Origin of the sequence: Kocuria sabuli, assembly GCF_040981185.1 — a bacterium.
Classification (GTDB): Bacteria; Actinomycetota; Actinomycetes; order Actinomycetales; family Micrococcaceae; genus Kocuria; species Kocuria sabuli.
In genome coordinates this window covers 1-13,307 of the sequence record NZ_JAVHZE010000031.1, presented here as the reverse complement: position 1 = coordinate 13,307, position 13,307 = coordinate 1, and the positions used below count along the sequence as shown (strand labels likewise).

Here is a 13,307-nt window from a genome sequence, read left to right as displayed (position 1 = left end):
CATAGGCCAGGGAGGAACCGACGGAACCGGCGCCGACCACGCCGATCTTGGTGCGGGCGGGAGTGGTGGGCTGAGCGCCAGCGGGGTCGATGGTCATCGGATTCTCCTCACGACAGGGACCGAACGGTCCGGCGAACGATCTTGTGGTCTGACCACATGTGGGATGGATTCTTCTCCCCTGCGACTCCGGGTGCAAGCCAGCTTCCACCGCAGACGTCACGTCCGGACACGATGCCCCTTCCCACCCCGCCCGAGGGGACGTCGGACCGAGGGGCTGGCGACACCGGGGCCGCGGAACCACACCGCGATCACCCCGTCCTGGAGGCCGATCGGCCCGATCGGATCAGAGCTCGCCACCTCCTCCTCGGTCGCTGATTCCGGGGGCTGCGATCGGATGAAGTCGCTGCCGGCCCTGGTCCGTGACCGCGACGAGCCCCGGTCACGGACCAGGGCCCCGGGGTCCCGATCCCGCGGCGCCGCTCCCGGTGGGGCTCAGATTTCTGGGTCCTTCTATGTCGATCAGATTTCGCCATCTGATATATTAGTCGTGTACTAGATCTGGCTCCGCCGGAGGACCGATCACCAACTCGATGAGGAGTGGAACAGCATGCCGCAACTCGCGCACCGGCTCGACCGGCTGGGCACCGAAACCGCCTTCAGCGTCGCCCAGGCCGCGGCCGCCTGGAAGGCGCAGGGGAACCGCGTGTACCCCTTCCACCTCGGGGACATCAACATCCCGACAGCCCCGCACATCATCGAGGCGATGAACCGGGCGATCGCCGACGGATACACGGGCTACTGCCCCGGCCCCGGCATCCCGCAGCTGCGCGAGGCCCTCGCCGAGGACCTCGGCTCGCGCCGTGGCATCGACCTCACCCCCGACAACGTCGTCGTGATGACGGGCGGCAAGCCCGTCATCACGAAGTTCCTGCAGGCGGTCATGAACCCCGGCGAGGAGGTGCTCTACCCGAACCCCGGCTTCCCGATCTACGAGTCGCAGATCGAGTACCTCGGCGGCACGGCCGTGCCGTACCGCTACCTCCCCACGGAGGCGGGCTTCGCGATCGACCTCGATCAGGTGCGCGCTTCGATCACCGCGAACACGGTCGCCATCATCTACAACGACCTGCAGAACCCGATCTCGGCCGAGTCGACGGCGGCCGAGCGCGAGGCCATCGCGCAGCTCGCCCAGGAGCACAATCTCTGGGTGCTCTCCGACGAGGCCTACTTCGAGACGCGCTACGAGGGGGTCTCGAGCTCGATCGCGTCGCTCCCCGGCATGGCGGAGCGCACGGTCATCCTCTACACGTTCAGCAAGAAGTTCGCCATGACCGGCTCGCGCCTCGGCTGCGCCGTCGCGCCGCTCGAGCTCGCCAAGGTGCTCAGCACGCTCAACACCAACGACGAGTCGTGCACCACGCACTACGTGCAGTGGGCCGGCATCGAGGCACTCCGCGGCCCCCAGGAGCCCGTGCAGCAGATGCTCGACATCCTGCGCGAGCGCCGGGACGCCGCATGCGAGATCGTGAACACCATCCCCGGCATGCACGTCGCCGTGCCGCAGTCGACGTTCTACCTGTTCCCCGACGTCACCGAGGCCATGGAGCGCATGGGCTACACGGCGGTCGGCGACTTCGCCACGGCGGCCCTGCACGAGACCGGCGTCTCCTTCTGCACGCGTGAGCACTTCGGCCGGCGCCAGCCGGGCGAAGAGCGGCAGTACATCCGGCTCGCCTACTCGGGCATCGACGTCCCCGACATCCGCGACGGCCTCGGCCGCCTGTGCCAGTGGATCGAGTCGGCATGAGCCGGGTCGTCGTCACGGGACGTGTGCCCGACGCCGCGGTCGAGAAGCTTCGTGCCGCGCACGAGGTCGATGCCTGGCAGGGTCCGGAGTCGATCGGCCGCGAGGAGCTCCTGCGCCGAGTGGCCGGCGCCGACGCCGTCGTGAGCCTGCTCACCGAACGCATCGACGCCGAGCTGCTCGACGCCGCCGGCCCGCAGCTCAAGGTGGTCGCGAACGTCGCCGTCGGCTACGACAACATCGACGTGCCGGCCTGCACCGAACGGGGCATCGTGGCCACCAACACGCCCGGTGTGCTCACGGACGCCACCGCCGACATCGCGTTCGGCCTCATCCTCATGGCGACCCGCCGGCTCGGCGAGGGGGAACGGCTCATCCGCTCCGGCCAGGCCTGGAAGTGGGGCATGTTCTTCCTGCTCGGCAGCAGCCTCCAGGGCAAGACCCTCGGCGTCGTCGGCATGGGTGGCATCGGTCAGGCGACCGCGCGCCGGGCCAAGGCCTTCGGCATGGAGATCGTCTACCAGTCGCGCAGCGAGATCGATCCGGGGATCGCCACCGAGCTGGGCGCCCGGCGGGTCGAGCTCGACGAGCTCCTGACCGTCTCCGACGTCGTGTCGCTGCACTGCCCCTACGGGCCCGCCACGCATCACCTGATCGGCGCCGAGCAGCTGACGGCGATGAAGAGCTCGGCGTACCTCGTCAACACCGCGCGCGGACCGATCGTCGACGAAGCGGCACTCGCGTCCGCGCTTCGCGAGGGCCGGATCGCGGGTGCCGGGCTGGACGTCTTCGAGCACGAGCCCCAGGTGCATCCCGAGCTGCTGGAGCTCGACAACGTGGTGCTGGTGCCGCACCTGGGCTCCGCCACGGTCGAGACGCGCACCGCGATGGCGATGCTCGCCGCCGACAACGTGCTCGCCGTGCTCAGCGGGGAACGACCGCCCGCACCGATCGGGGGAGAAGCGGTGCCGACAGGCCGGGGTCAGAGGTAGCGGGGCCCGCGGGCCGGTGACGACCACGGTCGCCAGCACGAGGCAGAAGGTGCCCCCGCCGCTGGTCAGCGACCGGCTGCGGGGGTGCTGGAACCGCCGGTCCCCGCACCCCCGCAGTTGAAGCCGGGGTGGCACGGTCGATCACGGGTCGACGACCGTGCCGCCCCGGACCCTGAAGTGCATGAATTCTCACAAGCCTTGCGCGTGAGAGCAATCACGTTTAGGCTTCCCACGTCGGACAGTACATGTCTGCACAGGATTGTTACCCGGACACGGGGCAAGACCTGAGACGCACCAGTGGTGCGGCTCGGGTCTTTTTTTGTGCCCGGAAACGGAGAGAAAGGTCTGACATGGCTGCTGTGGACTACCGGTCCTTGGCCGAAGGAATCCTGCACGAGGTGGGAGGCGAGGACAACATCGCCAGTGCCACCCACTGCGCCACCCGCCTGCGTCTGAAGCTGCGCGACGAGTCCAAGGCGGACAAGGCCGCCGTCGAACAGCTGCCGGGGGTGATCACGGTGATGCAGGCGGGGGGCCAGTACCAGGTCGTCATCGGGGACAACGTGCCGCACGTCTACGCCGAACTGGGCAAGATCACCAAGCTCACCGGTGACGAGGCTTCCGCCGGCGGGGACGAGGCCCCGAGCGGGAACGTCTTCAACCGCCTGATCGACCTGATCTCCTCGATCTTCTCCCCGATCCTGTGGCCGCTGGCCGGTGCCGGTCTGCTGAAGGCGTTCCTGAGCATGGCCGTCCAGTTCGGCTGGCTGGACGCCGAGTCCCAGACCTACGTCATCCTGGCTGCGGCCGCCGACTCGATCTTCTACTTCCTGCCGCTGTTCCTGGCGATCACCGCCGCCCGGCGGTTCAAGACCAACCAGTTCACCTCCATGGCCATCGCCGGGGCACTGGTGTACCCCGCGATCGTGACCCTGGGCACCGCGGGTGAGCCGGTGTCCTTCGCGGGCCTGCCGGTGGTGATGATGAACTACACCAGTTCCGTCATCCCGATCATCGTGGCGGTGTGGCTGCAGGGCTATCTGGAGCGCTTCCTCAACAAGGTCCTGCCCTCGGCGCTGCGCAACTTCAGCACCCCGCTGCTCACCATCCTGATCATGGTGCCGCTGATCCTCATGACCGTCGGCCCGATCACCACGTCGGCCGCGCAGGCCGTCTCCGCCGGTGTCAACGCGGTCTTCGGCGTCGCGCCCTGGCTGGCCGGGGCCATCATGGGCGGGTTCTGGCAGGTGTTCGTGCTGTTCGGCCTGCACTGGGGCTTCATCCCGATCATGACGAACGACCTCGCGACCCAGGGGTACTCGCTGCTGACGGGGCCGCTGCTGGCCGCCGTGCTCGCCCAGGCGGCCGCGACCCTGGCCGTGATGCTGCGCACCCGCAACGCTGCCCGCCGCCAGGTGGCCGGCCCGGCCGCCCTCTCCGGCTTCCTGGCCGGGATCACCGAACCGGCGATCTACGGCGTGAACCTGCCGCTGAAGAAGCCCTTCTACTTCGGCATCGTCGGAGGCGTCATCGGCGGAGGCATCGCGGCCGCCGGCGGCAGTGCGGCCAACGCCTTCGTGTTCCCCTCCCTGCTCGCCCTGCCGGCGTTCACGCAGGTCGGCAGCTTCACCCTGCAGCTGATCGGCACGGGAGCCGCCGTGGTCATCGCCTTCACCCTCACCTTCCTGTTCGGCCCGCGGGAGATCCCGGTCCCCACCGCCGATGTGCAGGCCCAGGACACCGCCGCACTGGATCCGGCCACTGACGACGCCCCGACCGCCTCCGGTGCCGCACACACCAGCGCCTCCGCCGGCACCCCGGCCGGCGCCACCTCGGCCACCGCTCCGCGGCCCACCGGCTCGGCCACCGCCACCGAGATCGCCGGCACCGTGGAGGTCCTCGCCCCGGTCGACGGCACGGCCGTGGCCCTGACCGAGGTCCCGGACAAGGTCTTCGCCTCCGCGGCGATGGGCCAGGGCGTGGGCATCGTCCCGACCGACGGGCACATCTACGCGCCGATCTCGGGCACGGTCAAGGCCGCGATGAAGTCCGGGCACGCCTACGGCATCAAGTCCCCCGGCGGTGTGGAGGTCCTGGTGCACATCGGCATCGACACCGTCCAGCTCGACGGGCGCGGATTCCGCCCCGCGGTCACCCGCGGCGACCAGGTGCAGGCCGGGGACCTGCTCGCCGTCGTCGACCTGGAAACGGTCGCCGCGGCCGGCTACGACCCGACCACCCTCGTGGTCGTCACCAACACGGCCCAGCTGACGGGCGTGGTCCCGGTCGCCCGGGGCGCGGTCACGCACGGCCAGCCGGCCGTGACCGTGCAGATCTGAGACCGCACCGCTGCACGACCACTGATGAATGATGGACGACAGACGAAGGAGCAGCTCATGACGACGACTTTTCCCGACGGATTCCTGTGGGGCGGGGCCACCGCCGCCAACCAGATCGAAGGCGCCTACGACGAAGGGGGCAAGGGCCTGTCCATCCAGGACGTGATGCCGAAGGGCATCATGACGCCCCCCACCGAGGGCCCCACCGAGGACAACCTCAAGCTCGAGGCGATCGACTTCTACCACCGGTATGCCGAGGACATCGCCCTGTTCGCCGAGATGGGCTTCACGGTCTTCCGCTTCTCCATCGCCTGGAGCCGGATCTTCCCCCACGGTGACGAGGAGACCCCCGACGAGGAGGGACTGGCCTTCTACGACCGGGTCCTCGACGAGCTCGAGAAGCACGGGATCGAGCCGCTGGTGACGATCAGCCACTACGAGACCCCGCTCCACCTGGCCCGGTCCTACGGCGGGTGGACGAACCGAGAACTCATCGGCTTCTACGAGAACTACTGCCGCGCCCTGTTCGAGCGCTACGGCCGGCGGGTGAAGTACTGGCTGACGTTCAACGAGATCAACTCGGTGATCCACGCGCCCTTCCTGTCGGGGGGCATCCCCACACCGAAGGAGGAGCTGTCCCAGCAGGACCTCTACCAGGCCGTCCACCACGAACTGGTGGCCTCGGCCCGGGCGACCCGGCTGGCCCGGCAGATCATGCCGCAGGCCCAGGTGGGGTGCATGATCATCGCGATACCGGTCTACCCCCTCACCCCCGACCCCTCGGACGCGGTGGCGGCGATGCACACCGCCCACGACACCTACGCCTTCGGGGACGTCCACTGCCGCGGAGAGTACCCGGGGTACCTGCTCCGCCGCTTCCGGGAGAACGGGATCGAACTGGAGATCACCGACCAGGACCGGGAGGACCTGCGCCACACCGTGGACTTCGTGTCCTTCAGCTACTACATGAGCATCTGCGAGACGGCCGACCCGGCGAAGAAGACCGAGGCAGAGGGCAACCTCATGGGAGGGGTCCCCAACCCGACGCTGGAGGCCTCCGAGTGGGGCTGGCAGATCGACCCGCAGGGCCTGCGTGTGGTGATGAACGACTACTGGGAGCGGTGGCAGAAGCCGCTGTTCATCGTCGAGAACGGTCTCGGGGCCATGGACGAGCTGGTGGAGGTCGACGGCACGAGGACCGTGCAGGACGACTACCGCATCGCCTACCTCAACGACCACCTGGTCCAGGCCCGCGAGGCGGTCGCCGACGGGGTGGAGCTGCTGGGCTACACCACCTGGGGGTGCATCGACCTGGTCAGCGCCTCCACCGCGCAGCTGAGCAAGCGCTACGGGTTCGTCTACGTCGACCGCAACGACGACGGCACCGGGACCCTGGAGCGGTACCGGAAGAAGTCCTTCGACTGGTACCGCCAGGTCATCGCCACCAACGGTGGGCACCTGCAGTAGAGCCTGTTCGACCGCACGCGGTGGCACGGGCCCCGGGCCTGTGCCACCGCGTGCGGGAACACGAGAGAGAGGAGGACGACGTGGAGATCCTGCGTGTCTTCAACAACAACGTCGTCCTCGCCCGCAACGGGGCCGGCGGTGAGATCATCCTCACCGGCCGCGGCCTGGGCTTCCAGGCCAGGCCCGGGCAGAAGGTCGACGAGACCAAAGTGGTGCGGGTCTTCGTCCCCGACGACGGGCGGGACGCCGACAACTTCGGGGCGCTGGTAGCGGCGATCCCTCCGGAGCACCTGCTGCTAGCCGATCAGGCCCTGGAGATCGCCCGCACGGACATGGCCGCCCCGTTGAGCTCGACCACGGTGGTGGGCCTGGCCGACCACCTCAGCTTCGCGATCAAACGCCTGCGGCAGGGCATCGACATCGAGTACCCGCTGCGCGCCGAGGTCGCCCACCTGTACCCCGACGAGCTGCGCGTCGCGCAAGGGGTCCTCGACCACGTCAACACCCACCTCGAGCAGCCGCTGCCGGAGGCGGAGGCCGTCCCGATCGCCCTGCACCTGGTCAATGCCGGGTTCGCCACCGGTGACCTGTCGTACACCTACCAGATGACCGGGGTCTTCGCGCAGCTGTTCGAGGTGCTCGAGCAGGCCTACGGCCGACCGTTCGACCGCAACACCATCAACGCCGCCCGGTTCATCACCCACCTGCGCTACTTCTTCGTCCGGGCGCACACCGGCCGGCAGCTGGACGAGGGCGCCACCCGGCTCAGCGTCGCCATCAGGGAGGCCTACCCCGATGCTTTCGCCACTGCCCTGAAGCTCCAGGCGGTGCTGGAGCTGCGGCTGGGGGAACCCCTCACCGAGGACGAGGTCACGTACCTGACCCTGCACATCGCGCGCATGGTCGACGATCTCCGGGTGCGCTGACGCCTCGGGCATCCCGGCCGGCCCACGGGACCTGCGCCACAGCCCCGGACGGAAGGGCCTCACCCTGGTCGGGAGCGCCGTGTCGGGCTCGCGAGCTCCGTGTCACATCAGTGCGGGAACCGTGATCTTCTGCCGGCGGTGGGAACACCGCCGGATGCACGCCTAGCCGGCGACGAGTCCGTGACGCACGAACGCGTTCCAGACCCCGTCCTCGCGCACGCTCGTCGTGGTCTCGTCGGCCAGTTCCTTCAGCTCCGGGGCCGCGTTGCCCATCGCGATGCCCACGCCGCACACGTCGAACATCTCCACGTCGTTCCAGCTGTCCCCGATGCCGATCGCCACCGACCGTTCGACCCCGAGGTGGTCGAGCACCGATTCGATGGCCGAACCCTTGGTGGTGCCGCGCATGCCGATCTCGCCGTTGGATCCGGCGGGCAACGGCATGCTGCCGGGCACGACGTGGAATCGGTCGCCCAGCTCGTCCTGGGCGCGCGTGACCGTGTCCACCGCGTCCCCGAGGAACACCGCCTTCGCCACGCGGTCGAGATCGACATCAGCGAGATCCCGGGTTCCCGGCACGCCCTGAGGCGCGGTCTGCGGTTCGTCCGGCTCACCGTGGGCGCTCTGCCAGCGGTGCAGCATCACGTCGAGCTTCTTCTGCACCTGCGGTGACGCGTGGACAGCGTCGTTGGTCTGCAGGAAGAAAAGGATCTCGCGGTCCTGGAAATAGGCGATGAGCCGCTGCACGGCATCGGGCGGCATGGGTGCGGCCACCACGGTCTCAGCGCCGCTGGTGGCATACGCGCCGCCGTTGGTGATCGCACCGTCGAAGCCGATGGCTTCCACCTGCGGAGGAATCGCCCCTGCGGCGCGTCCGGTGCAGAGGTACACGAGGTGCCCCGCCGCGCGCGCATCCCGGATCGCCGCAACGGTCGAGGGGGCGACGGCCTTGCCGTGGTCGAGGATCGTCCCGTCGACGTCGAGGAAGGCGATGCGGGTGGAAGTCATGACGTTCTCCAATAGGGTCGTTCCCAGGATGCCGCAGGGCGCCGTGGAGACGACCAGCTCGAGCAGCATCAGCGAGTCGGCGACGCGCCGTCCGTCCGGATGACCTCGGCGCACCGGTCGAGGGACTTCTGGGGGCAGCGCAGGCGTCCTCGTCAGCGTGGTCGACGCGGACGAACCTGTAGCGCTGGCTCATCTGTGCGACCGCGGCGCCGACCAGGCCGATGCACCCCCACATGGTACCGCCCGACACCCGGACACCGTTCTGCAACGCCGTCCCGCACCGCACGAGATGATCGCTGAGGAACCCCCGCTGCGACGCCGCAGATGGTGCCGCGGATCAGGGCGTCAAGGGACCCTCGTCCGTGCGTCCGTGCTGCCGGCGCCCATGGTCCTGGCCGATGACCCTGATACTGGGAGCATGAAACCTGTGCGTCCGCCCTGCACCGCGGTGATCTTCTCCAGCCAACGGTCGGCGTCCGCTCCCGGGGACGGGTACGACGAGACCGCCCAGCGCATGGAGGAGCTGGCCCGGCAACAACCCGGGTTCCTGTCGGTGGAGAGCGCCCGGAACGCCGACGGCTTCGGCATCACGGTGTCCTACTGGGAGACCGCTCAGCACGCCCGGGCGTGGAAACAGGTCACCGAGCACCTGGAGGCTCAGCACCGCGGAGCTCGCGACTGGTACGCGGACTACACCGTGCGCGTGGCCACGGTCGAACGGCAGTACGGCAGCGCAGGACAGCGCTGAGCCACATCCCGGCTGCAGCCCGGTGAGAGCGGTGGGGAAGCAACGGGGACGAGCGCACTGCCGCAGCGCGGGGTGGGTGTGCCCTCGACTGCCGCAGGTGCACGGGTGCGCGCTGGACGACCGTCGTCGACCCGCCCACCGCTGCGCCCGATCCGAAGTCTCACCCCACGTGCCGGCAGGCGGGCTCGATCGTGTAGGTGAGGATCACCTCGTCGTCCTCGGGACGTTCCCGGAAGGAGCGGTGGGTGACAGTGGTCAGCACCGCGGTGATGACCGCTTCGTCGTCCTCGGGGCGCTCCCGCTCGGGACTCCAACGGCTGGGACGACGCCCGCCGTTACCGACCGGTGAGGCACCGTGCTGGGTCCGTTCCAGGGGCTGGGCCGGGAACCCTCGAACGGTGCCCTCGATCCCCTGCGGTGCCGAGTGTGCGGGCGGTGTGGTTCCGGGATGGATGCTGGTTACCGTGGTCATCGCGCTCTCCTACTTCGTTGTAGTGGTGTGCTCGGTCGGTGTCCGCCCATGCAGGGCATGAGAAGTCGGGTGGAGTGTCCGTTTCCGGGCCTGTGGGATCTCGGTGGCCCGGGTGGAACCGGGCGTGCCGGTGGACGCAGAGGACCCCGAGAGCAGCAGGCGACGCGTTGGTGAGGCATCCGCGCTCGCCCGCAAGTGCACCCGACCCTAATGAACCGGGCCACGGACCGAAACCGCTCGGCGAAATATGTCGTCGCATCGGGACGTGAGAACGGGCAGGAACCCGCTGGAATCCGGGCGCGCAGAACCCCAGCGGGACGGTCGTGGATGCGGCTCAGTCGGTACGAACCAGGCACCACGCCCGGTCGAAGCGGCAGGACTCCAGGTCGGAGCGGCGCGCCCAGACCTCGAGGCTGCCGGCGTCGCCGAACCATCCCTCCAGGGTGGTCCAGCTTTCCAGGTCCAGGAGCAGGCGGTGCTCATCACCGGGAGCACTCAGCGGCAGCACCTCGTCCAGCAGGACCCGGGCGTTGATCTCCCCGTGCTGGCTGCGCGCGTAGACATGACTGACCGGAACCGGGTGGCCCTCGGCAGAGCCGGCGCGCTGCGCCAGCCATGCCTTCTGCAGGGCCTCTTCGAGAACCCGGGCAGTGTTGAAGCCGTCCTGCGGTCCCCCGGCGGCGTCGGCGGCCGGGGGCAGGGTGAATCCCGGCATGGCCGGCACGAGCTGGCATACCGGGGCCGGGACATCCACCTCGGCCGGAGGCTCCACCAGGGTGGTGCGGTCAGGCTCCGCCACGCGGCGCACCGACCAGGCAGCAACTCCTCCGTCGCCGGCCTCATGGCCGAAGGTGTGCAGGTCGTGGAAGACCTCCAGCACTCCTGTGGTGGGCAGGCCTTTCCGCAGCCCCGGCCAGGCAGCCTTGCCCTGGGCACCGACTCCGCTGAGTCACGCGAGGCCGAGGAGGTGCAGGACGACCAGTGTCCCGTTGACGGCGACGTGGAGGACCACACAGACCCAGAAGCGCCGGTAGCGGCTCCACAGGTAGCCCACGACCACGCCGAAGACACCCTGTGAAGCAATGACCGTCGCGATCCTCAGGTCGACGCCGAGCCCGGCGCCGTGCGAACCGAGGTGCACGAGGCCGAAGACCAGCGAGGTCGCCAGGATTCCGATCCACCGCCCGGCCAGTGCCTCGAGCCGGCTCTGCATCCAGTAGCGGTAGAACAGCTCCTCCCCCACCCCGGCGGTGAGAGCGATGACGGTGGCTGCGACGGCCAGCGTCACCGGGTCCGGCCATCCTGTCGGTGCCGCTGGTGCGAGCGGACCGAACTGCGTCAGCACCACGTACAGCGCGGTGGGCAGGAGCGCCCAGAGTCAGACCGGGAAGCGGTGCTGCGGGCGAAGGATCTCCACGCTGGGACCCCGGCGGCGGCGGCGCCACGCGAGGTAGCCCGCGGGCACGAGGACGAGCAGGACCACCTTCCACAGCACGTAGTCCTCGGGTGGTCCGGGTATCAGTGCGGTGAGCGGGAACGCCGCCGCGCACAGCAGCAGGACCGCCACCTCTGTCACGGCGCGGGACCGGTCCTTCAACCGTGGCACCAGCGTGGGCAGCCGAGGCGGGAGCAGTCGGGCGATCCCCAGTGCGATGGCCGCGGCGGCCACCATCCCCAGCAGCGGGACCGCCTGGGCCCCTTCGTCCCGCGACGGCACGACGTCGCCGCCCGTGCGCCACCAGGTCCAGACGATCGCGCCGACAAAGACGGCTGCCAACACCACCACGCCGGGGGCTGTTCCCCGCCGTCGGCTGCGCACCGATGACGGACGTCGCGCGGATTCCCGCACCTGACCCCGCTCCGCGCGACGGCGGAGCTCGCTGTCCCAGTCCATGTGAGTCACTGTAGGACCCGCCCGACCGGCCACCGCATCCCTGCACGCCGGCCTCGACGACAGTCTTGCCTTGATCCCCTTGCTGTTCGGCATCGCCCTGCTCCCGGCCGGGGGCGTGGGGATGGCAGGTTCTCTCGGGGAGACGGCTGTGCTGATCTCCGCCACTGGTCCGGCCACTGCAGCGGCCCGGCCAGCCCTGGCCTCCACCGCCGAGAACGCCGCACGCCATCCTGATTCGCAGGACAGGTCCTGGACGAGCCGGACCGGGCCTATGGGTGGCATGGGCAGGTGCCGCCCGCCGCCGCATCTCCGGTGAGGGGAACGCCCTGTGGCTGGGCATGGGCGGCGGCATCGCCGCCCGGATCCTCGGCGACGACAGGGGCAGCGGGGTGCCGCTGGGCACCGCTGTGATTGCGGCTGCTGTGCTCACTGCCCCATGGTTCGCCTGCTCGGTGTGGTTGGCGGCGCGAGGCCGGTGAACCGGGGCCCTGCCACCCGATGACTGTCGAGACGCGCTGGAACCTGAACGGGCCACCGAGCTCAAGCGGAAGGACATGCCCCGGCTGGGCACTGTTGAATTCTCCAGGGCCTCAACCCTTGTCCGACGTGGTGTCCAGGGACGCATCAGCTCGTACGGGACAAGCCCCTGCTGCGCGGTGCAGTGTGCAGCAGGGTCCGCGGCCGTGCGGCGTCAGCCTCCGTGCTGGTGAGGCCCCTACCAGCCTCCCGGGCGGGTCAGACCGCCCCTCCGGCCGCTTCCGGGGTCCCGGAGCCGTGACCTGCGTGATGGTGGCCGTTGTCGCCGCCGTGCTCGCGGGCCAGGTAGTTCTCGATGTCGAAGAGGTTGTCCGCCCGGGCGGCGATGTTCACCAGCGTAGTCATCGAGGCGACCTCCTCCACCTGCTCCTTGAGGAACCAGAGCATGAACTGCTCACCCAGCGGGTCGACCTCGGCCCGGGCGGCGGCGAACAGCGCCTTGATCTGCTCGGTGACCTCCTGCTCCTGGGCCAGTGCCAGTGCCAGGGGCTCGCGGACATCGGCGAAGTCGTTGCGCACCTCTCCGACCCCGGGGATGGCCAGGGGCAGGTCCCGGTCCAGGATGTACTGAACGATCATCATCGCGTGGTTGCGCTCTTCCAGGGACTGCCGATAGAAGTGCCGGGCCAGCTGGGGAAGGTCCTGGCTGTCGAACCAGACCGCCACGGCGATGTACTGGTGGGAGGCGGCGAGCTCGTTGCCGACCTGACGGGTGAGCAGCTCGTTGAACGTCTCGGAGGCCATCGGTATCTCCTCGGGCTGGGGTGTCGCGGGCGAATCGAGAGGGTTGGGCACCGCCTCTTCCTGCTCCGACCGCCCGACCTTTGACCTGATGATCTTGACCATGCACCCAGCCTAGTGATCCGCGACACCTGTCGGCATCAAGTCCGCCCCTCGACCGTGAAACCTGGTGCGATTCCGCCGCAGCGGCCCTCGGCAGGCAGGTCGAGGGGCAGAGGCAAAAGGAATCGCCACCCGGCCGGAGCCGGGTGGCGATTCCTGGAGCGGCGTCGGAGCGCTCAGCCCGATGCCGGAGATCCCGTCAGGGAATCAGTGGGAGCTCATGCCACCACGGTGATGTTCGCGGCCTGGGGGCCCTTGGGGCCGTCCTGGGTCTCGA

Annotated in this window: 13 protein-coding genes; 7 read left to right on the top strand and 6 right to left on the bottom strand. The window is 69.3% G+C overall.

The genetic code is table 11. The features are described from left to right. The first annotated feature begins 607 nt into the window (after window positions 1-607). From RE027_RS17405 to RE027_RS17385, 5 genes are all read left to right on the top strand, one after another. Window positions 608-1,807: a pyridoxal phosphate-dependent aminotransferase gene (locus RE027_RS17405; protein ID WP_368809569.1), complete on the top strand. Its 1,200-nt coding sequence runs from the start codon at window positions 608-610 to the stop codon at window positions 1,805-1,807. Next, window positions 1,804-2,796, top strand: coding sequence for a 2-hydroxyacid dehydrogenase (locus RE027_RS17400; protein WP_368809567.1), 993 nt, complete (start codon window positions 1,804-1,806; stop codon window positions 2,794-2,796). The genes RE027_RS17405 and RE027_RS17400 overlap by 4 nt, the downstream gene beginning before the upstream one ends. Before the next feature lie 350 nt (window positions 2,797-3,146). Further along, complete coding sequence (locus tag RE027_RS17395) at window positions 3,147-5,135, top strand: beta-glucoside-specific PTS transporter subunit IIABC (RefSeq protein WP_368809566.1); 1,989 nt, start codon at window positions 3,147-3,149, stop codon at window positions 5,133-5,135. Between the two features lie 57 nt (window positions 5,136-5,192). Further along, the gene (locus RE027_RS17390) at window positions 5,193-6,602 is read left to right on the top strand and encodes a glycoside hydrolase family 1 protein (protein WP_368809565.1); all 1,410 of its coding nucleotides are present in this window, start codon (window positions 5,193-5,195) and stop codon (window positions 6,600-6,602) included. Between the two features lie 80 nt (window positions 6,603-6,682). Continuing rightward, window positions 6,683-7,528, top strand: a complete 846-nt coding sequence (locus RE027_RS17385; protein WP_368809564.1) for a PRD domain-containing protein — start codon at window positions 6,683-6,685, stop codon at window positions 7,526-7,528. A 162-nt stretch (window positions 7,529-7,690) separates the two neighbouring features. On the opposite strand, the gene RE027_RS17380 is transcribed toward RE027_RS17385, so the two are convergent. Further along, entirely contained in the window at window positions 7,691-8,605 is a 915-nt protein-coding gene (locus RE027_RS17380) for a Cof-type HAD-IIB family hydrolase (protein WP_368809563.1), read from the bottom strand. A 349-nt stretch (window positions 8,606-8,954) separates the two neighbouring features. Between RE027_RS17380 and RE027_RS17375 the strand changes: the two genes are divergently transcribed. Next, window positions 8,955-9,284, top strand: coding sequence for an antibiotic biosynthesis monooxygenase family protein (locus tag RE027_RS17375; protein WP_368809562.1), 330 nt, complete (start codon window positions 8,955-8,957; stop codon window positions 9,282-9,284). Window positions 9,285-9,444: 160 nt separating this feature from the next. Here the strand turns inward: RE027_RS17375 and RE027_RS17370 are convergent, their stop codons facing one another. From RE027_RS17370 to RE027_RS17355, 4 genes are all read right to left on the bottom strand, one after another. Next, on the bottom strand, window positions 9,445-9,756 hold the full coding sequence (locus tag RE027_RS17370; protein WP_368809561.1) for a hypothetical protein: 312 nt from the start codon (window positions 9,754-9,756) through the stop codon (window positions 9,445-9,447). 334 nt (window positions 9,757-10,090) lie between these two features. After that, window positions 10,091-10,651 carry a DUF1963 domain-containing protein gene (locus RE027_RS17365; protein WP_368809570.1) on the bottom strand — a complete coding sequence of 187 codons (561 nt, stop codon included), beginning with the start codon at window positions 10,649-10,651 and terminating at the stop codon, window positions 10,091-10,093. 54 nt (window positions 10,652-10,705) lie between these two features. Further along, complete coding sequence (locus RE027_RS17360; RefSeq protein ID WP_368809560.1) at window positions 10,706-11,044, bottom strand: CPBP family intramembrane glutamic endopeptidase; 339 nt, start codon at window positions 11,042-11,044, stop codon at window positions 10,706-10,708. Between the two features lie 90 nt (window positions 11,045-11,134). Then, on the bottom strand, window positions 11,135-11,533 hold the full coding sequence (locus tag RE027_RS17355; protein ID WP_368809558.1) for a hypothetical protein: 399 nt from the start codon (window positions 11,531-11,533) through the stop codon (window positions 11,135-11,137). A gap of 392 nt (window positions 11,534-11,925) precedes the next feature. Here RE027_RS17355 and RE027_RS17350 point away from each other — a divergent pair, with 392 nt between their 5' ends. Beyond that, window positions 11,926-12,129 (top strand): hypothetical protein, encoded by a 204-nt coding sequence (locus RE027_RS17350; RefSeq protein WP_368809557.1) that lies wholly within the window; start codon window positions 11,926-11,928, stop codon window positions 12,127-12,129. Window positions 12,130-12,385: 256 nt separating this feature from the next. Here RE027_RS17350 and RE027_RS17345 read toward each other — a convergent pair whose 3' ends face one another. Further along, a complete protein-coding gene (locus tag RE027_RS17345) occupies window positions 12,386-12,931 on the bottom strand; it encodes a ferritin (protein ID WP_368809555.1) in 546 nt (181 codons plus the stop codon). Window positions 12,932-13,307 lie beyond the last annotated feature (376 nt).

What these genes read in the sequence shown, in the direction of transcription:
- RE027_RS17380 (WP_368809563.1), bottom strand. Translation starts at nt 8,605, where the DNA reads ATGCTGCTCGAGCTGGTCGTCTCCACGGCGCCCTGCGGCATCCTGGGA.
- RE027_RS17390 (WP_368809565.1), top strand. Translation starts at nt 5,193, where the DNA reads ATGACGACGACTTTTCCCGACGGATTCCTGTGGGGCGGGGCCACCGCC.
- RE027_RS17345 (WP_368809555.1), bottom strand. Translation starts at nt 12,931, where the DNA reads ATGGCCTCCGAGACGTTCAACGAGCTGCTCACCCGTCAGGTCGGCAAC.
- RE027_RS17375 (WP_368809562.1), top strand. Translation starts at nt 8,955, where the DNA reads ATGAAACCTGTGCGTCCGCCCTGCACCGCGGTGATCTTCTCCAGCCAA.
- RE027_RS17405 (WP_368809569.1), top strand. Translation starts at nt 608, where the DNA reads ATGCCGCAACTCGCGCACCGGCTCGACCGGCTGGGCACCGAAACCGCC.
- RE027_RS17395 (WP_368809566.1), top strand. Translation starts at nt 3,147, where the DNA reads ATGGCTGCTGTGGACTACCGGTCCTTGGCCGAAGGAATCCTGCACGAG.
- RE027_RS17400 (WP_368809567.1), top strand. Translation starts at nt 1,804, where the DNA reads ATGAGCCGGGTCGTCGTCACGGGACGTGTGCCCGACGCCGCGGTCGAG.
- RE027_RS17370 (WP_368809561.1), bottom strand. Translation starts at nt 9,756, where the DNA reads ATGACCACGGTAACCAGCATCCATCCCGGAACCACACCGCCCGCACAC.